The 17,811-nt window shown below is 50.7% G+C and carries 17 protein-coding genes; 7 read left to right on the top strand and 10 right to left on the bottom strand.

Annotated elements, in window-relative coordinates:
* Positions 1-3 precede the first annotated feature (3 nt).
* From atpF to asnC, 8 genes are all read right to left on the bottom strand, one after another.
* Positions 4-474 (bottom strand): F0F1 ATP synthase subunit B, encoded by a 471-nt coding sequence (atpF, locus tag EAS44_RS24875; protein WP_001052219.1) that lies wholly within the window; start codon positions 472-474, stop codon positions 4-6.
* A gap of 61 nt (positions 475-535) precedes the next feature.
* Positions 536-775 carry a F0F1 ATP synthase subunit C gene (gene atpE, locus EAS44_RS24870; protein ID WP_000429386.1) on the bottom strand — a complete coding sequence of 80 codons (240 nt, stop codon included), beginning with the start codon at positions 773-775 and terminating at the stop codon, positions 536-538.
* A gap of 46 nt (positions 776-821) precedes the next feature.
* Complete coding sequence (gene atpB / locus EAS44_RS24865; protein ID WP_000135618.1) at positions 822-1,637, bottom strand: F0F1 ATP synthase subunit A; 816 nt, start codon at positions 1,635-1,637, stop codon at positions 822-824.
* 8 nt (positions 1,638-1,645) lie between these two features.
* A complete protein-coding gene (gene atpI, locus EAS44_RS24860; protein ID WP_000116695.1) occupies positions 1,646-2,026 on the bottom strand; it encodes a F0F1 ATP synthase subunit I in 381 nt (126 codons plus the stop codon).
* Between the two features lie 616 nt (positions 2,027-2,642).
* A complete protein-coding gene (gene rsmG / locus EAS44_RS24855) occupies positions 2,643-3,266 on the bottom strand; it encodes a 16S rRNA (guanine(527)-N(7))-methyltransferase RsmG (RefSeq protein WP_000932839.1) in 624 nt (207 codons plus the stop codon).
* Between the two features lie 63 nt (positions 3,267-3,329).
* Positions 3,330-5,219, bottom strand: coding sequence for a tRNA uridine-5-carboxymethylaminomethyl(34) synthesis enzyme MnmG (gene mnmG, locus EAS44_RS24850; RefSeq protein ID WP_000499800.1), 1,890 nt, complete (start codon positions 5,217-5,219; stop codon positions 3,330-3,332).
* Positions 5,220-5,597: 378 nt separating this feature from the next.
* Complete coding sequence (gene mioC / locus EAS44_RS24845) at positions 5,598-6,041, bottom strand: FMN-binding protein MioC (RefSeq protein ID WP_000763758.1); 444 nt, start codon at positions 6,039-6,041, stop codon at positions 5,598-5,600.
* A gap of 89 nt (positions 6,042-6,130) precedes the next feature.
* Positions 6,131-6,589 carry a transcriptional regulator AsnC gene (asnC, locus tag EAS44_RS24840; protein ID WP_000432970.1) on the bottom strand — a complete coding sequence of 153 codons (459 nt, stop codon included), beginning with the start codon at positions 6,587-6,589 and terminating at the stop codon, positions 6,131-6,133.
* A gap of 151 nt (positions 6,590-6,740) precedes the next feature.
* On the opposite strand from asnC, the gene asnA reads away from it, so the two are divergent.
* Complete coding sequence (gene asnA, locus EAS44_RS24835) at positions 6,741-7,733, top strand: aspartate--ammonia ligase (RefSeq protein ID WP_000845129.1); 993 nt, start codon at positions 6,741-6,743, stop codon at positions 7,731-7,733.
* Positions 7,734-7,737: 4 nt separating this feature from the next.
* Here the strand turns inward: asnA and viaA are convergent, their stop codons facing one another.
* The gene (gene viaA, locus EAS44_RS24830; protein WP_000956636.1) at positions 7,738-9,189 is read right to left on the bottom strand and encodes an ATPase RavA stimulator ViaA; all 1,452 of its coding nucleotides are present in this window, start codon (positions 9,187-9,189) and stop codon (positions 7,738-7,740) included.
* Positions 9,183-10,679, bottom strand: a complete 1,497-nt coding sequence (gene ravA, locus EAS44_RS24825) for an ATPase RavA (protein ID WP_001296585.1) — start codon at positions 10,677-10,679, stop codon at positions 9,183-9,185. Before ravA ends, viaA begins: the two co-directional genes overlap by 7 nt.
* A gap of 222 nt (positions 10,680-10,901) precedes the next feature.
* Here ravA and kup point away from each other — a divergent pair, with 222 nt between their 5' ends.
* The 6 genes from kup (at position 10,902) to rbsK (ending at position 17,809) form a co-directional block, all read left to right on the top strand.
* The gene (kup, locus tag EAS44_RS24820; RefSeq protein ID WP_000102319.1) at positions 10,902-12,770 is read left to right on the top strand and encodes a low affinity potassium transporter Kup; all 1,869 of its coding nucleotides are present in this window, start codon (positions 10,902-10,904) and stop codon (positions 12,768-12,770) included.
* Positions 12,771-12,936: 166 nt separating this feature from the next.
* Entirely contained in the window at positions 12,937-13,356 is a 420-nt protein-coding gene (gene rbsD / locus EAS44_RS24815; RefSeq protein ID WP_001350412.1) for a D-ribose pyranase, read from the top strand.
* A 7-nt stretch (positions 13,357-13,363) separates the two neighbouring features.
* Positions 13,364-14,869, top strand: coding sequence for a ribose ABC transporter ATP-binding protein RbsA (gene rbsA / locus EAS44_RS24810; protein ID WP_000387779.1), 1,506 nt, complete (start codon positions 13,364-13,366; stop codon positions 14,867-14,869).
* Between the two features lie 4 nt (positions 14,870-14,873).
* Positions 14,874-15,839, top strand: coding sequence for a ribose ABC transporter permease (gene rbsC, locus EAS44_RS24805; protein ID WP_000211858.1), 966 nt, complete (start codon positions 14,874-14,876; stop codon positions 15,837-15,839).
* 24 nt (positions 15,840-15,863) lie between these two features.
* Positions 15,864-16,754 (top strand): ribose ABC transporter substrate-binding protein RbsB, encoded by an 891-nt coding sequence (gene rbsB, locus EAS44_RS24800; protein WP_001056273.1) that lies wholly within the window; start codon positions 15,864-15,866, stop codon positions 16,752-16,754.
* Positions 16,755-16,879: 125 nt separating this feature from the next.
* Positions 16,880-17,809 carry a ribokinase gene (gene rbsK / locus EAS44_RS24795; protein ID WP_001361088.1) on the top strand — a complete coding sequence of 310 codons (930 nt, stop codon included), beginning with the start codon at positions 16,880-16,882 and terminating at the stop codon, positions 17,807-17,809.
* The last annotated feature ends 2 nt before the right edge of the window (positions 17,810-17,811 follow it).

The raw sequence follows: 17,811 nt of genomic DNA, 5'->3' as shown, positions 1-17,811 counted from the left end.
TCCTTACAGTTCAGCGACAAGTTTATCCACGATGTCGCTGTTAGCAGCTTCATCCACGGAACGTTCGATGATCTTCTCGGCGCCAGCAACAGCCAGGATAGCAACTTGCTTACGCAGCTCTTCACGGGCACGTTTACGCTCGGCTTCAATTTCCGCCTGCGCCTGGGCCACGATTTTAGTACGTTCCTGTTCTGCCTCAGCTTTCGCTTCGTCCAGAATCTGCGAGCGGCGTTTGTTAGCCTGCTCGATGATTACCTGGGCTTCCGCTTTCGCTTTTTTCAGCTGGTCGGTCGCGCTGGCCTTTGCAAGGTCAAGGTCCTTATGTGCTCGTTCTGCGGAAGCAAGGCCGTCAGCAATTTCTTTTTGACGTTTTTCGATGGCTGCCATTAATGGCGGCCATACGTACTTCATGCAGAACAGAACGAACAGGACAAACGCGATGGCCTGGCCGAGGATTGTTGCGTTAAGATTCACAGCACAATGCCTCTATTTAGTTAACGTTCTGATATTGCTCTTTAAATAAAAGCAACGCTTACTACGCGACAGCGAACATCACGTACAGACCCAGACCTACAGCGATCATCGGGATAGCATCCACCAGACCCATAACGATAAAGAACTGAGTACGCAGCAGAGGAATCAGATCAGGTTGACGCGCTGCGCCTTCCAGGAATTTACCCCCGAGGATGCCGATACCGATCGCAGCACCGATTGCCGCCAGACCCATCATCACAGCGGCAGCCATGTACAGCAGATCCATATTCAGGTTTTCCATGACAGTCTCCAGTTTGTTTCAGTTAAAACGTAGTAGTGTTGGTAAATTAATGTTCTTCAGACGCCATCGACAGATAGACGATCGTCAGAACCATGAAGATGAAGGCTTGCAGCGTAATGATCAGGATGTGGAAAATGGCCCACGGCACATTCAGGATCCACTGTGACCACCACGGCAACAGACCAGCAATCAGAATGAAAATCAGCTCACCGGCATACATGTTACCGAACAGTCGCAAACCGAGTGAAACTGGTTTGGACAGCAGGCTTACCCCTTCAAGGATTAAGTTGACAGGAATGAACGCCCAGTGATTGAACGGCTGCAGCGTCAACTCTTTCGTGAAGCCGCCGATGCCTTTCATTTTGATGCTGTAGAACAGAATCAGGATAAATACGCCCAGTGCCATAGACAGCGTTACGTTCACGTCAGCAGACGGAACCACACGCAGTGCAGGCAGACCCAGTACATGTTCAGCAATGTACGGCAGCAGGTCGATAGGCAGTAAATCCATCAGGTTCATCAGGAATACCCAGACGAAGATCGTCAGGGCCAGCGGAGCAATCAGCTTGCTTTTGCCATGGTACATGTCTTTCACGCTACCATTAACAAAGCCGATCACCAGCTCAATCGCGGTCTGAAACTTACCTGGCACGCCGCTGGTTGCCTTTTTGGCTACACTACGGAATAAAACCAGGAACAACAGACCCAGCACCACCGAGAAGAACATGGAGTCAATATTGATTGTCCAGAAGGTGGCTGGGGGGTTATGTGGATCCACCAGCGAGAATGTACGCAGGTCCAGCTGAAGGTTATTCAGGTGGTGTCCTATGTAATCCTGCGGCGTCATATTTTCTGAAGCCATGATGCCTTTTACCCTTTGTTGTTAATTACAGCCGGTGCCAGTATCTGAACCACCAGCACCAAAACCCACGTAACGATCAGCGGCAAGAATACCGCCTTTAAAACCGCCAACGCCACCACCAGTAACACCAACATCGCCAGAACTTTGAAAGCTTCGCCAAATGCGAATGTCCAGGCCACCCGGCCTTTCGCTGGTGTATGCGCCTGGTGACGCCAGGCAAATATCATAAACAAAACGTTAGGCAGAAAGACTGCCAGTCCCCCGCTTATTGCAGAGACGCCCCAGAAGGGGTCTTTGAGGCTGAACAGCAATCCACTTGCTATCACCACCAGTAACTGAACGAGCAGAAGCTTCCGAGCAACGTTTCGACTCACGAGCGACACAGACATCACGTTTTTCACTCCTGCTCCCTTCGAGGTATGCCGCGTGTCGTATAAAACTTTCTTTAAGGCTTAGAGTCAAGCATCAAAAAGCGGTCAAATTATACGGTGCGCCCCCGTGATTTCAAACAATAAGTAGCCAAAAGGTGAATAAATGTTTAAATATTTTTCCAGTGCATACAATTGCGACTTTTCTGCAAACCCTGTTCGATCATGAAAAACTGTAAATAACGCGTAAACACTGGTGATAAAGCGTGCTTCAGATCACATATTGCGCATGTTCGCGCACAGCATATTTATTTACTTGGCAAATGATGCCTTTGCAAGTTTATGATATTTCAGTCTAAAAACAGATACTGTTTTAATAAATGACATTTACATAACAAAAACCACCCATTGACATTTTTAATAATGTTTTAACAGTCAATGATGATTCTTAGCGCCGATTTTTAGCAGACTGATATTTTCACTTATGACTTATTTTCTGCTTACCAAAAAAAGCCACGTTATCTTGTTGATACAAAAGAGTGAACGTGGCGTTAAATGTAACCAGTTATATCAGTAGAAAACCTGGTTGTTGTTAACAGTCTAACCGGTCAATTTTTTATGATTTTTTTGATAAAAATTAAATTTTATTTGCTTTAATCACCACCAGATGACGTTCGCCATCCAGGGCTGGAACCTGAAGTTTAACCACTGATTCGACCTGATATTCCTCGGGCAACAAAGCGATTTCATCTTCCGGCATTTGCCCTTTCAGCGCGTAGAAACGGCCTTGCTCACCAGGAAGATGGTGGCACCAGCTCACCATATCGTTCAGAGAGGCAAAAGCGCGGCTAATTACGCCATCAAATGGCGGCTCTGACGGAAACTCTTCTACCCTGCTCTGTACTGGCTCAATATTCTCCAGTTTAAGCTCATGTTGCACCTGACGAAGGAAACGCACGCGTTTACCAAGGCTATCCAACAACGTGAAATGAGCTTCAGGACGCACGATAGAGAGTGGAATGCCAGGCAGTCCCGGTCCGGTGCCGACATCGATAAACCGTTCACCTTGCAGATACGGTGCCACCACAATGCTATCGAGAATATGGCGTACCAGCATCTCATTAGGATCGCGGACCGAAGTCAGGTTGTACGCTTTATTCCATTTATGCAGCATATTCACGTAGGCAATAAGCTGGTTTTTCTGGTGATCGGTAAGCGAAATACCTGCGTCTTTCAGCAGTAAGGAGAGTTTGTTGAGCACGGTGATTACCTGTTCTTGATGCGTTGCCTGGTAAGCGGGTGCTTACCAGGCATTTTTAATGCGTTATGCGCTACGACGCAGCATACCCTGTTTTTTCAGCCACACCAGCAGAATGGAGATAGCCGCAGGCGTGACGCCAGAAATACGCGAAGCCTGGCCAATAGAGGCCGGTTTGTGATCGTTAAGTTTGGCGATCACTTCGTTAGAAAGACCGGATACCTGGCGGTAATCCAGCGTCGCTGGTAGCAGGGTATTCTCGTTACGCAGCTGCTTTTCGATCTCATCTTGCTGGCGCGCGATATAACCTTCGTATTTAACCTGAATCTCAACCTGTTCCGCAGCCTGTTCATCTGTCAACGCAGGGGCAAACGGTGTCAGCGTGGTTAATTTTTCATAAGTCATTTCAGGACGACGTAGCAGATCTTCACCACTGGCTTCACGGGAAAGCGGCGCAGTCAGGTGAGCATTCACTTCGGCTGCAGCTTCCGCCGACGGGGTTACCCAGGTCGATTTCAGACGCTGACGCTCACGCTCGATATTCTCAAGTTTCTCGTTAAAGCGCGCCCAACGTTCGTCATCCACCAGGCCCAGTTCGCGACCGATTTCAGTCAAACGCAGATCAGCATTATCTTCGCGCAGCATCAGACGATATTCTGCGCGCGAGGTAAACATACGATACGGTTCTTTGGTTCCTAAAGTGCACAGGTCATCAACCAGTACGCCGAGATATGCCTGAGAACGCGCCGGAGCCCAACCTTCTTTGTCAGCAGACAGACGGGCAGCGTTAAGACCAGCCAGCAAACCTTGCGCAGCGGCTTCTTCGTAACCGGTAGTGCCGTTAATCTGACCAGCAAAGAACAGCCCCTGGATAAACTTGCTCTCCAGCGTCGGTTTCAGGTCGCGTGGATCGAAGAAGTCATACTCAATGGCATAACCCGGACGCACGATCTTCGCGTTTTCCATCCCCTGCATGGAGCGGACGATTTGCATCTGCACATCGAACGGCAGGCTGGTGGAGATACCGTTCGGATAAATTTCGTTTGAGGTCAGCCCTTCCGGTTCAAGGAAGATCTGATGCTGATTTCTTTCGGCGAAGCGCATGACTTTGTCTTCGATCGACGGGCAGTAGCGTGGGCCGACACCTTCGATCACCCCTGCATACATTGGGCTACGATCGAGGTTACTGCGGATCACATCATGGGTTTTCTCGTTGGTATGGGTGATATAACACGGCACCTGCTGTGGATGCTGGGACGCATTACCCATAAACGAGAATACCGGCATTGGGTTATCGCCATGCTGTTGCGCCAGCACGCTGAAGTCGATAGTACGTGCATCAATACGCGGCGGTGTCCCGGTTTTCAGACGACCAACGCGCAGCGGCAGTTCACGCAAACGGCGAGAGAGCGGAATGGACGGCGGATCACCAGCACGGCCACCGCTGTAATTATCCAGACCGATATGAATTTTACCGTCGAGGAACGTCCCAACGGTGAGCACGACAGCTTTGGCACGGAACTTCAGTCCCATTTGGGTAACGGCACCGACCACGCGATCGTTTTCGACAATAAGATCTTCAACCGCCTGCTGGAAGATCATCAGGTTCGGTTGGTTCTCCAGCGCCGTACGTACCGCCTGACGGTAGAGCACACGATCTGCCTGAGCTCGGGTAGCGCGAACCGCCGGTCCCTTGCTTGCGTTTAGTATCCTAAACTGGATACCCGCCTGATCGATCGCTTTCGCCATCAGACCGCCGAGTGCATCCACTTCTTTTACCAGATGTCCCTTCCCAATACCGCCGATCGCCGGGTTGCAGCTCATCTGCCCCAGAGTGTCGATATTGTGTGTCAAAAGCAGAGTCTGTTGACCCATACGCGCCGCGGCCATCGCGGCCTCGGTGCCTGCATGACCCCCGCCAATGATGATGACGTCAAAAGGATCCGGATAAAACATGGTGATTGCCTCGCATAAAGCGGTATGAAAATGGATTGAAGCCCGGGCCGTGGATTCTACTCAACTTTGTCGGCTTGAGAAAGACCTGGGATCCTGGGTATTAAAAAGAAGATCTATTTATTTAGAGATCTGTTCTATTGTGATCTCTTATTAGGATCGCACTGCCCTGTGGATAACAAGGATCCGGCTTTTAAGATCAACAACCTGGAAAGGATCATTAACTGTGAATGATCGGTGATCCTGGGCCGTATAAGCTGGGATCAGAATGAGGGGTTATACACAACTCAAAAACTGAACAACCGTTGTTCTTTGGATAACTACCGTTTGATCCAAGCTTCCTGACAGAGTTATCCACAGTAGATCGCACGATCTGTATACTTATTTGAGTAAATTAATCCACGATCCCAGCCATTCTTCTGCCGGATCCTCCGGAATGTCGTGATCAAGAATGTTGATCTTCAGTGTTTCGCCTGTCTGTTTTGCTCCGGAATTTTTGAGTTCTGCCTCGATTTTATCGATAGCCCCACAAAAGGTGTCATATTCACGACTACCAATACCGATTGCGCCAAAGCGGACCGCAGAAAGATCGGGCTTCTGTTCCTGCAATGCTTCATAGAAAGGAGAAAGGTTGTCCGGAATATCTCCGGCACCGTGGGTTGAGCTGATAACCAGCCAGATCCCCGAGGCAGATAAATCTTCCAACAGCGGACCGTGCAGCGTTTCGGTGGTTAAACCCGTCTCTTCCAGCTTTTCAGCCAGGTGTTCTGCTACATATTCGGCACCGCCGAGGGTGCTGCCGCTGATAAGAGTGATATCTGCCATAAACCGCCACCTTTATTAAGAGTGGCGTATTGTACGCTGTGAACGCGTTGGGATCTACCTGTGGAAAAGTATGGGATTAAAAAAGCCGATCAGGGCTTAATGGTACGCATGATCGGATTCTGCAGGACGATCAGTGTCTCGGTGGACTGAATTTCATCAATTGTTTGGATCTTGTTGATAAGTACATGCTGGAGAGCATCGATCGAACGGCACATCACTTTTATAAAGATGCTGTAGTGGCCGGTTGTGTAATAGGCTTCAGTGACTTCATCGAGGCTTTCCAGCTTTGCCAGCGCGGAAGGATAGTCTTTGGCGCTCTTTAATATAATGCCGATAAAGCAGCCTACGTCATAACCAAGCTGCTTCGGGCTGACATCAATACGCGCCCCGGTAATGATCCCCGCCTGCTTCATTTTCTCTACTCGAACGTGAATCGTCCCCGGGCTGACGCCAAATTGTTTCGCCAGTTCGGCGTAAGCGGTGCGCGCATTGCCCATTAATGCTTCCAGGATGCCTCGGTCCAGATTGTCGATCAGATAATTTTCCATAGGATTTTCTTATGCGGATTGATGATTCATTCTATTTTAGCCTTCTTTTTTAATGAATCAAAAGTACGTGAGGCTTTTTATTGAATGATTATTGCATGTGTGTCGGTTTTTGTTGCTTAATCATAAGCAACAGGACGCAGGAGTATAAAAAATGAAAACCGCTTACATTGCCAAACAACGTCAAATTAGCTTCGTGAAATCTCACTTTTCTCGTCAACTGGAAGAACGTCTGGGGCTGATCGAAGTCCAGGCACCGATTCTTAGCCGTGTGGGGGATGGCACGCAGGATAACTTGTCGGGCTGTGAAAAAGCGGTGCAGGTAAAAGTGAAAGCTCTGCCTGATGCCCAGTTCGAAGTGGTTCATTCACTGGCGAAGTGGAAACGTCAGACCTTAGGGCAACACGACTTCAGCGCGGGCGAAGGGCTGTACACGCACATGAAAGCCCTTCGCCCCGATGAAGACCGTCTTTCCCCGTTGCACTCGGTCTATGTAGACCAGTGGGACTGGGAACGCGTAATGGGCGACGGCGAGCGTCAATTCTCGACTCTGAAAAGCACGGTAGAGGCGATCTGGGAGGGAATTAAAGCAACCGAAGCTGCGGTTAGCGAAGAGTTTGGCCTGGCACCGTTCCTGCCGGATCAGATCCACTTCGTACACAGCCAGGAGTTACTGTCTCGTTATCCGGAGCTCGATGCCAAAGGGCGTGAGCGGGCGATTGCGAAAGATCTTGGCGCGGTATTCCTGGTCGGGATTGGCGGCAAGCTGAGCGATGGTCATCGTCACGACGTGCGCGCACCGGATTATGATGACTGGAGCACCCCGTCAGAGCTGGGCCATGCGGGTCTGAACGGCGATATTCTGGTATGGAACCCGGTACTGGAAGATGCGTTTGAGCTTTCTTCCATGGGGATCCGCGTGGATGCCGACACGCTGAAGCATCAGCTGGCGCTGACCGGTGACGAAGATCGCCTGGAGCTGGAGTGGCATCAGGCGCTGCTGCGCGGTGAAATGCCGCAGACCATCGGCGGCGGTATCGGCCAGTCTCGTTTGACCATGCTGCTGCTGCAACTGCCACATATCGGCCAGGTTCAGTGTGGTGTATGGCCGGCAGCTGTTCGTGAGAGCGTCCCTTCTCTGCTGTAATAATTTATCGCCGCCAGCGTCTGAGCAGGCGGCTTCGCATCCCGGTATCAAAGCGCCAGATATGATCGAAAATGCGCATGATGCCGGGTTTGCCATGTGCCGACATCGCCACGGCATGAAAGCGATGCTGATGTACCCGCTGCAACTCTTTCACTTTGCTCGTCACGTCGTCAGGTAACCGCTGGGCGATAAAATCAGAAATCACCACCGCATCGGCATCAAACCATTCCCGGCTTTGCAAGCGTTCCATAATGGCGCGAAAACAACTGGCCAGATCGGTGCCGCCACGAAACTGCTGGCTTAAAAAACGGATTGCTTGTTCGATGCCTTGTGGGCCTGAAAGCTCATAACGGACGATCTCGGTGGAAAATAGCATAATATAGCAGCGCCGGTTTTCAGCGAGGGCTATGCGCATCAAGGCCAGGCAGAACGCTTTCGCACACTGTTCATTAAAGCCGCCCATTGAGCCGGAAGTATCCACGCAGACAATAAACGGTCCGCGCGGCTGTTCGTCGTAATCTTTATGCACCACCGGGCGTTCGATCATTTTTTCACGCCACGACTCACCATGCAGGCGATAGGTGAGCAACTGTTTTTCCACCAGCCGACGGTAAAACTCATACTCCAGTTCCGTTATCCCTAGTGTCGCCAGTTCTGGCGGCAAGAGACGTAAAATATCATCGCTTTGCTGCAGACCATCAACCTGCTCAGGAACTGTCGCCGGTTCGCGCACCATGGTGCGGAAGGTTTCCATCTGCGCATCGTTGCGCGGTATTGATTTGGCTTCCCGGGAACGCCCCAGCTGTTCTGCCAGACGTTTCAGTTCCGGCTGTTCGTTAAGAAATTCACCGTATTTCACAATCAACTGATAGTCGCCACGTTTAAGCTGACCGGCGCTCATATCCCACAGACGACCAGCTGCGGTATTGTTATCTGCGAGAATCGGTTCAAGTTGCCCGCTCAGCGTCATGCGTTCCTGAACTTCACTCAACAGTTGTTCGCGTTCTTCTTCTAATAGCTGCTGATTTAACGTCGTTGCTTGCACGATCAGGCTTAAACGCCAGCGCTGGAGAAAAAGCGTGTGTAACGCTGAAGTGATCGTGCTGTTAGCATCAACCAACTGGCGGGCTTGTTCTGCCCATGGGGAATTCAGACGATGCAGTAAGTCCAGGATTTGTGGTAGCTGCACAATAAACTGCGGCGTGGAGAGGAGCTGGCTTTGCTGATAGCACATCACCTCTTCGGTGAGTTCCGGCGGGACTCGGGCATCTTTCAGCCGACTGCGCAGCGCCTCACGCCAGCGGGGAACATCATCAGTGATTGCCGCCTTCAGTCGTGGGAATTTTTCAAAGAAGACTGCCAGCTGCGGTGAGGCCAGCAGCGCGATGATCATCTCTTCGATCAATCCCTCTTCGCTGACGGCCAGCATCACATTAAGCGTATCCAGCGTTAGCATTGTTGTGCCTGGCGAATCTGTGCGCCGACATCCTGTAGGCTGGCTTCAATGCGACCTAACCAGTCGCCAGGGATAAACAGACATTTTTGCTGTTCGCTGAATAAAGCGTGTTGCTTGCGCCAGTCGCTTTCAAGCTCTTCCAGTTGTTGTTTTATTTCACCTGGCAGACCTTCAGCCGATGAACCTGGAAGTGCTAGCGTACTGCCTTGTAAACTTACATCGCGTACAACAAGATGTTGGGCGCTATCGACTTCCAGATTCAGTTTCTGGGCAAAGCCGATACCGTTCAGTTTGCCGCGAATCTCACCACCTTTACTCAGCCACTGTTCCAGCGCGCTACGCTCAAAGGAGATATGAACCACTTCCATATCATGCAGTTTTAACGGTTTTTGCAGCAGCAGAGTCAGAGTGGAAGCAGTAACGTTAACAGGGAGTTGATACTGCTGACGACGGCTAAAAATGCCGCCCAGACGAATTACCGTTAAGGCTGTTTTATCGCTTTGTTGCTGCTGAAGTTGCAGGTGACGTTGCACAATCGCGCCCAGGCGGGTCAACATCCCTTGCTGTTGCCAGGCGTGACCGGTCATCAATACATCAATTTGTTGTTGTATCAAATTCAGGCTTTGCGCGTCATACCACAGGCAATCTTTCAGCAAAATGAGATCAACCGGGGCGACAGCACTGCGACCGCTAAAAAAGGCGCTGGCCTGCAATAAGCGGATCGCTTTTTTCCAGCGACGATCCGAGACATAAGGCGCATCCGGTAATTTATCCAGTTGCTGGCGCAGCATAAAAATCAGCTCAAATACATGATCGGGCAGCGTAATTTCACCAATCTCTTTCTGCCAGCGTTCATATTCTTCATCTGTGATCTGCAAGGAGGCAGGAACCGGATTGTCATTTTCATCCTGTTGACTGGTCAGCATGGAGCGGAAATTCGCTTTATCCTGCACTTTATCTAACCACAGACGAATCAGCATGCGGTCATATAACGCTTCCAGACTGCTGTCTGCTTCCGGCAGCTCGTTGGAGGCCGCCACCAGCAGACGCATCGGGATTTTTTCTACGAGTGCGCCGTTGCGGAACTGGCGCTCGTTAATGGCGGTGAGCAGGGTATTAAGAATTGCCGGACCCGCTTTCCAGATCTCATCCAGAAAGACGATTTCAGCTTCCGGCAGGTAACCGCTGGTTAAACGTTCATAGCGCCCTTCATCTTTTAGCGCCTGAATAGAAAGGGGACCAAAAACTTCTTCCGGCGTGGAGAAGCGGGTCATCAGATATTCAAACGCGCGGGCATTCTGAAAGGCGAATTTTAAGCGCCGGGCGATCAAACTTTTGGCAATACCTGGTGGGCCAAGGAGGAACACACTTTCACCACTTAATGCCGCTAATAAACACAAGCGGATGGCGTGGCTACGTTCATAAAGCCCCTTTTCCAACGAACTGCTCAGGCGGGAAATTCTTTCCGCTAATAAATGAGGGTGAGCCATAATGAAGTGGCGTCCTTTCGTCAAAAGTTCTGCGTAAATTGCGAGTATAGACGTTTCTTGCTGGTGGCTAAAATAGTCTCAAAGGAGGGGTATTTTTCTTTGAGCCAGGTTAATGTGGCCGCATTTAGGAGTACGATTTTGCCGTTAATCGTGCATACTGTGCGCTTTTTTGTGGGCCAAGGGACTAAGCACACATTTCATATTTCAACGAAAGACTAGTCTATGAGCACTGATAATAAGCAATCATTGCCCGCGATTACCCTCGCGGCGATTGGAGTTGTCTACGGCGATATTGGTACCAGCCCGTTATATACACTTCGTGAATGTTTGTCCGGCCAGTTTGGTTTTGGCGTTGAACGCGATGCCGTGTTTGGCTTTTTATCGCTGATCTTCTGGCTGCTAATCTTTGTGGTTTCCATTAAATATCTCACCTTCGTGATGCGGGCAGATAACGCCGGTGAAGGGGGGATCCTGACGTTGATGTCGCTTGCCGGGCGTAATACGTCGGCGCGAACCACATCAATGCTGGTGATTATGGGGCTAATCGGCGGCAGCTTTTTCTATGGTGAAGTCGTCATTACTCCCGCTATTTCGGTGATGTCCGCCATTGAAGGTCTGGAAATCGTCGCCCCGCAGCTGGATACCTGGATAGTTCCCCTCTCAATTATCGTTCTCACATTATTATTCATGATTCAAAAACATGGCACGGCTATGGTCGGTAAGCTGTTTGCGCCGATCATGCTGACCTGGTTTTTGATTCTGGCAGGGCTGGGGTTACGTAGCATTATTGCTAACCCGGAAGTGCTGCATGCACTGAATCCGATGTGGGCGGTGCATTTCTTCCTTGAATACAAAACGGTTTCTTTTATTGCATTAGGGGCAGTGGTGCTGTCGATTACGGGGGTCGAGGCGCTGTATGCTGATATGGGGCACTTTGGTAAGTTCCCTATTCGTCTGGCGTGGTTCACCGTCGTATTGCCTTCCTTAACCCTTAATTACTTCGGCCAGGGAGCGCTGTTGTTAAAGAATCCGGAAGCGATTAAGAACCCGTTCTTCCTGTTGGCACCGGACTGGGCGCTGATCCCGCTGCTGATCATCGCCGCACTGGCGACGGTAATTGCCTCGCAGGCGGTTATCTCTGGCGTCTTCTCATTGACGCGTCAGGCGGTACGTCTGGGATATTTGTCGCCGATGCGCATTATTCACACTTCCGAAATGGAGTCAGGGCAAATCTATATTCCCTTTGTGAACTGGATGCTCTATGTCGCGGTCGTGATTGTGATTGTCAGCTTTGAGCACTCCAGCAACCTGGCGGCGGCGTACGGGATTGCGGTGACCGGAACCATGGTGCTGACGTCTATTCTCTCGACTACCGTGGCACGTCAGAACTGGCACTGGAATAAGTATTTTGTTGCGCTGATCCTGATTGCTTTCCTTTGTGTCGATATTCCCTTGTTCACCGCTAACCTCGATAAACTGCTCTCCGGCGGCTGGTTGCCATTGAGCCTCGGTACGGTGATGTTTATCGTGATGACCACCTGGAAGAGCGAGCGTTTCCGCTTGCTGCGGCGGATGCATGAACATGGTAACTCTCTGGAAGCGATGATTGCTTCGCTGGAGAAATCACCGCCCGTTCGCGTGCCTGGGACCGCGGTGTATATGTCGCGTGCAATCAACGTCATTCCCTTTGCGCTGATGCATAACCTGAAACATAACAAGGTATTGCATGAGCGGGTGATTCTGTTAACTCTGCGCACCGAAGACGCGCCATATGTCCATAACGTCCGTCGGGTACAGATTGAACAACTGTCGCCCACTTTCTGGCGCGTGGTGGCAAGTTATGGTTGGCGAGAAACGCCAAACGTGGAAGAAGTTTTCCACCGCTGCGGTCTGGAAGGATTAAGTTGCCGGATGATGGAAACCTCCTTCTTTATGTCGCATGAGTCGTTGATCCTCGGCAAACGCCCGTGGTATTTGCGTCTGCGCGGCAAGCTGTACTTGCTGCTGCAACGTAATGCGCTGCGGGCACCGGATCAATTTGAAATCCCGCCAAACAGAGTTATCGAACTGGGTACTCAGGTCGAAATCTAACGCCAGACGCCTCCTTTCTCCATAAGGGGGCGTTTTTGTTTTCATGGTTAATCACCATGTAAAACGTTTCGAGGTTGATCACATTTCCGTAACGTCACGATGGTTTTCCCAACTCAGTCAGGATTAAACTGCGGGTCAGCGAAACGTTTCGCTGATGGAGAAAAAAATGAAAAAAGGCACCGTTCTTAATTCTGATATTTCATCGGTGATCTCCCGACTGGGACATACCGATACGCTGGTGGTGTGTGATGCTGGTTTACCCATCCCCAAAAGTACAACGCGTATCGATATGGCATTAACCCAGGGTGTACCTTCTTTTATGCAGGTGCTGGGTGTAGTCACAAATGAAATGCAGGTCGAGGCTGTCATTATCGCGGAAGAGATCAAACAACATAATCCGCAACTCCACGAAACGTTGCTCACTCACCTTGAGCAGCTGCAAAAACACCAGGGAAACACCATTGAAATTCGTTACACCACGCATGAACAATTCAAACAACAAACCGCAGGAAGTCAGGCGGTAATTCGCAGCGGAGAATGTTCTCCGTATGCGAATATCATTCTCTGTGCTGGCGTGACGTTCTGAGGCCGTCATGGAAGCATTACTTCAGCTTAAAGGTATCGATAAAGCCTTCCCGGGCGTAAAAGCCCTCTCGGGCGCAGCGTTAAATGTCTATCCGGGCCGCGTGATGGCGCTGGTGGGCGAAAACGGCGCGGGTAAATCCACCATGATGAAAGTGCTTACTGGTATCTATACTCGCGATGCCGGTACGCTTTTATGGTTGGGGAAAGAAACGACATTTACCGGGCCGAAATCTTCCCAGGAAGCCGGGATTGGGATTATCCACCAGGAACTGAACCTGATCCCGCAGTTAACCATTGCCGAAAACATTTTCCTCGGTCGTGAGTTTGTTAATCGCTTTGGCAAAATTGACTGGAAAACCATGTATGCCGAAGCGGATAAATTGCTGGCTAAACTTAACCTGCGCTTTAAAAGCGACAAACTGGTGGGCGATCTTTCCATCGGTGACCAGCAAATGGTTGAAATCGCCAAAGTGCTGAGCTTTGAGTCGAAAGTCATCATTATGGATGAACCGACCGATGCGCTGACCGATACCGAAACCGAATCCTTGTTCCGCGTCATCCGCGAGCTGAAATCGCAAGGCCGCGGTATTGTCTATATCTCCCACCGCATGAAAGAAATCTTCGAGATTTGCGATGACGTTACCGTTTTTCGTGACGGACAATTTATTGCTGAGCGCGAAGTGGCATCACTGACCGAAGATTCTCTGATTGAGATGATGGTGGGCCGCAAGCTGGAAGATCAATATCCGCACCTGAACAAAGCGCCGGGAGATATCCGCCTGAAAGTCGATAATCTCTGCGGACCTGGCGTTAACGATGTCTCTTTTACTTTACGCAAAGGCGAAATTCTTGGCGTCTCTGGTTTGATGGGCGCTGGGCGTACCGAACTGATGAAAGTGCTCTACGGTGCACTGCCGCGCACAAGCGGTTACGTCACCCTGGATGGGCATGAAGTCGTTACCCGTTCGCCGCAGGATGGCCTGGCAAACGGCATTGTTTATATCTCCGAAGACCGTAAACGTGACGGTTTAGTGCTGGGCATGTCAGTAAAAGAGAACATGTCGCTGACCGCGCTGCGCTACTTCAGCCGCGCTGGCGGCAGTTTGAAGCATGCCGATGAACAGCAGGCTGTGAGTGATTTCATTCGTCTGTTTAATGTGAAAACGCCATCGATGGAACAGGCAATTGGTCTGCTTTCCGGTGGCAATCAGCAAAAAGTAGCGATTGCCCGTGGTCTGATGACACGCCCTAAAGTGTTGATCCTCGATGAGCCTACCCGTGGCGTAGATGTCGGCGCGAAAAAAGAGATCTATCAACTGATTAACCAGTTCAAAGCCGATGGCTTGAGCATCATTCTGGTGTCATCGGAGATGCCAGAAGTATTAGGCATGAGCGATCGCATCATCGTCATGCATGAAGGGCATCTCAGCGGGGAATTTACTCGTGAGCAGGCCACCCAGGAAGTGTTAATGGCTGCCGCTGTGGGCAAGCTTAATCGCGTGAATCAGGAGTAAAAAAATGACAACCCAGACTGTCTCTGGTCGCCGTTATTTCACGAAAGCGTGGCTGATGGAGCAGAAATCGCTTATCGCTCTGCTGGTGCTGATCGCGATTGTCTCGACGTTAAGCCCGAACTTTTTCACCATCAATAACTTATTCAATATTCTTCAGCAAACCTCGGTGAACGCCATTATGGCGGTCGGGATGACGCTGGTGATCCTGACGTCGGGTATCGACTTGTCGGTAGGTTCTCTGTTGGCGCTGACCGGCGCAGTTGCTGCATCTATCGTCGGCATTGAAGTCAATGCGCTGGTGGCTGTCGCTGCCGCTCTCGCGTTAGGTGCCGCAATTGGTGCGGTAACTGGGGTGATTGTAGCGAAAGGTCGCGTCCAGGCGTTTATCGCTACGCTGGTTATGATGCTTTTACTGCGCGGCGTGACCATGGTTTATACCAATGGTAGCCCAGTGAATACCGGCTTTACTGAGAACGCCGATCTGTTTGGCTGGTTTGGTATTGGTCGTCCGCTGGGCGTACCGACGCCAGTCTGGATCATGGGGATTGTCTTCCTCGCGGCCTGGTACATGCTGCATCACACGCGTCTGGGGCGTTACATCTACGCGCTGGGCGGCAATGAAGCGGCAACGCGTCTTTCTGGTATCAACGTCAATAAAATCAAAATCATCGTCTATTCTCTTTGTGGTCTGCTGGCATCGCTGGCCGGGATCATTGAAGTGGCGCGTCTCTCCTCCGCACAACCCACGGCGGGGACTGGCTATGAGCTGGATGCTATTGCTGCGGTGGTTCTGGGCGGTACGAGTCTGGCGGGCGGAAAAGGTCGCATTGTTGGGACGTTGATCGGCGCATTAATTCTTGGCTTCCTTAATAATGGATTGAATTTGTTAGGTGTTTCCTCCTATTACCAGATGATCGTCAAAGCGGTGGTGATTTTGCTGGCGGTGCTGGTAGACAACAAAAAGCAGTAATAACGACTACAGGACATCTTGAATATGAACATGAAAAAACTGGCTACCCTGGTTTCCGCTGTTGCGCTAAGCGCCACCGTCAGTGCGAATGCGATGGCAAAAGACACCATCGCGCTGGTGGTCTCCACGCTTAACAACCCGTTCTTTGTATCGCTGAAAGATGGCGCGCAGAAAGAGGCGGATAAACTTGGCTATAACCTGGTGGTGCTGGACTCCCAGAACAACCCGGCGAAAGAGCTGGCGAACGTGCAGGACTTAACCGTCCGCGGCACCAAAATTCTGCTGATTAACCCGACCGACTCCGACGCAGTAGGTAATGCTGTGAAGATGGCTAACCAGGCGAACATCCCGGTTATCACTCTTGACCGCCAGGCAACGAAAGGTGAAGTGGTGAGCCACATTGCATCTGATAACGTACTGGGCGGCAAAATCGCCGGTGATTACATCGCGAAGAAAGCGGGTGAAGGTGCCAAAGTTATCGAGCTGCAAGGCATTGCCGGTACATCCGCAGCCCGTGAACGTGGCGAAGGTTTCCAGCAGGCCGTTGCTGCTCACAAGTTTAATGTTCTTGCCAGCCAGCCTGCAGATTTTGATCGCACCAAAGGTTTGAACGTAATGCAGAACCTGTTGACCGCTCATCCGGATGTTCAGGCTGTATTCGCGCAGAATGATGAAATGGCGCTTGGCGCGCTGCGCGCACTGCAAACTGCCGGTAAATCGGATGTGATGGTCGTCGGATTTGACGGTACACCGGATGGCGAAAAAGCGGTGAATGATGGCAAACTAGCAGCGACTATCGCTCAGCTACCCGATCAGATTGGCGCGAAAGGCGTCGAAACCGCAGATAAAGTGCTGAAAGGCGAGAAAGTTCAGGCTAAGTATCCGGTTGATCTGAAACTGGTTGTTAAGCAGTAGTTTTAATCAGGTTGTATGACCTGATGGTGACATAAATACGTCATCGACAGATGAACGTGTAATATAAAGAAAAGCAGGGCACGCGCCACCCTAACACGGTGGCGCATTTTATGGACATCCCGAATATGCAAAACGCAGGCAGCCTCGTTGTTCTTGGCAGCATTAATGCTGACCACATTCTTAATCTTCAATCTTTTCCTACTCCAGGCGAAACCGTAACCGGTAACCACTATCAGGTTGCATTTGGCGGCAAAGGCGCGAATCAAGCTGTGGCTGCTGGGCGTAGCGGTGCGAATATCGCGTTTATTGCCTGTACGGGTGATGACAGCATTGGCGAGAGCGTACGTCAGCAGCTCGCCACTGATAACATCGATATTTCTCCGGTCAGCGTGATCAAAGGCGAATCAACAGGTGTGGCGCTGATTTTTGTTAATGGTGAAGGTGAGAATGTCATCGGTATTCATGCCGGCGCTAATGCTGCCCTTTCCCCGGCGCTGGTGGAAGCGCAACGTGAGCGTATTGCCAACGCGTCGGCATTATTAATGCAGCTGGAATCACCACTCGAAAGTGTGATGGCAGCGGCGAAAATCGCCCATCAAAATAAGACTATCGTTGCGCTTAACCCGGCTCCGGCTCGCGAACTTCCTGACGAACTTCTGGCGCTGGTGGACATTATTACGCCAAACGAAACGGAAGCAGAAAAGCTCACCGGTATTCGTGTTGAAAATGATGAAGATGCAGCGAAGGCGGCGCAGGTACTGCATGAAAAAGGTATCCGTACTGTACTGATTACTTTAGGAAGTCGTGGTGTATGGGCTAGCGTGAATGGTGAAGGTCAGCGCGTTCCTGGATTCCGGGTGCAGGCTGTCGATACCATTGCTGCCGGAGATACCTTTAACGGCGCGTTAATCACGGCGTTGCTGGAAGAAAAACCATTGCCAGAGGCGATTCGTTTTGCCCATGCAGCCGCTGCGATTGCCGTAACACGTAAAGGCGCACAACCTTCCGTACCGTGGCGTGAAGAGATCGACGCATTTTTAGACAGGCAGAGGTGACG

The organism is Escherichia coli DSM 30083 = JCM 1649 = ATCC 11775 (assembly GCF_003697165.2).
GTDB lineage: Bacteria > Pseudomonadota > Gammaproteobacteria > Enterobacterales > Enterobacteriaceae > Escherichia > Escherichia coli.
Note: the sequence above shows the minus strand (reverse complement) of the source record. Positions and strands in the feature narration are given on the sequence as shown.

What these genes read in the sequence shown, in the direction of transcription:
- mioC (WP_000763758.1), bottom strand. Translation starts at nt 6,041, where the DNA reads ATGGCAGATATCACTCTTATCAGCGGCAGCACCCTCGGCGGTGCCGAA.
- atpE (WP_000429386.1), bottom strand. Translation starts at nt 775, where the DNA reads ATGGAAAACCTGAATATGGATCTGCTGTACATGGCTGCCGCTGTGATG.
- mnmG (WP_000499800.1), bottom strand. Translation starts at nt 5,219, where the DNA reads ATGTTTTATCCGGATCCTTTTGACGTCATCATCATTGGCGGGGGTCAT.
- atpB (WP_000135618.1), bottom strand. Translation starts at nt 1,637, where the DNA reads ATGGCTTCAGAAAATATGACGCCGCAGGATTACATAGGACACCACCTG.
- viaA (WP_000956636.1), bottom strand. Translation starts at nt 9,189, where the DNA reads ATGCTAACGCTGGATACGCTTAATGTGATGCTGGCCGTCAGCGAAGAG.
- rbsK (WP_001361088.1), top strand. Translation starts at nt 16,880, where the DNA reads ATGCAAAACGCAGGCAGCCTCGTTGTTCTTGGCAGCATTAATGCTGAC.
- kup (WP_000102319.1), top strand. Translation starts at nt 10,902, where the DNA reads ATGAGCACTGATAATAAGCAATCATTGCCCGCGATTACCCTCGCGGCG.
- rbsC (WP_000211858.1), top strand. Translation starts at nt 14,874, where the DNA reads ATGACAACCCAGACTGTCTCTGGTCGCCGTTATTTCACGAAAGCGTGG.
- rbsD (WP_001350412.1), top strand. Translation starts at nt 12,937, where the DNA reads ATGAAAAAAGGCACCGTTCTTAATTCTGATATTTCATCGGTGATCTCC.
- asnA (WP_000845129.1), top strand. Translation starts at nt 6,741, where the DNA reads ATGAAAACCGCTTACATTGCCAAACAACGTCAAATTAGCTTCGTGAAA.
- ravA (WP_001296585.1), bottom strand. Translation starts at nt 10,679, where the DNA reads ATGGCTCACCCTCATTTATTAGCGGAAAGAATTTCCCGCCTGAGCAGT.
- rbsB (WP_001056273.1), top strand. Translation starts at nt 15,864, where the DNA reads ATGAACATGAAAAAACTGGCTACCCTGGTTTCCGCTGTTGCGCTAAGC.
- rbsA (WP_000387779.1), top strand. Translation starts at nt 13,364, where the DNA reads ATGGAAGCATTACTTCAGCTTAAAGGTATCGATAAAGCCTTCCCGGGC.
- atpI (WP_000116695.1), bottom strand. Translation starts at nt 2,026, where the DNA reads ATGTCTGTGTCGCTCGTGAGTCGAAACGTTGCTCGGAAGCTTCTGCTC.
- asnC (WP_000432970.1), bottom strand. Translation starts at nt 6,589, where the DNA reads ATGGAAAATTATCTGATCGACAATCTGGACCGAGGCATCCTGGAAGCA.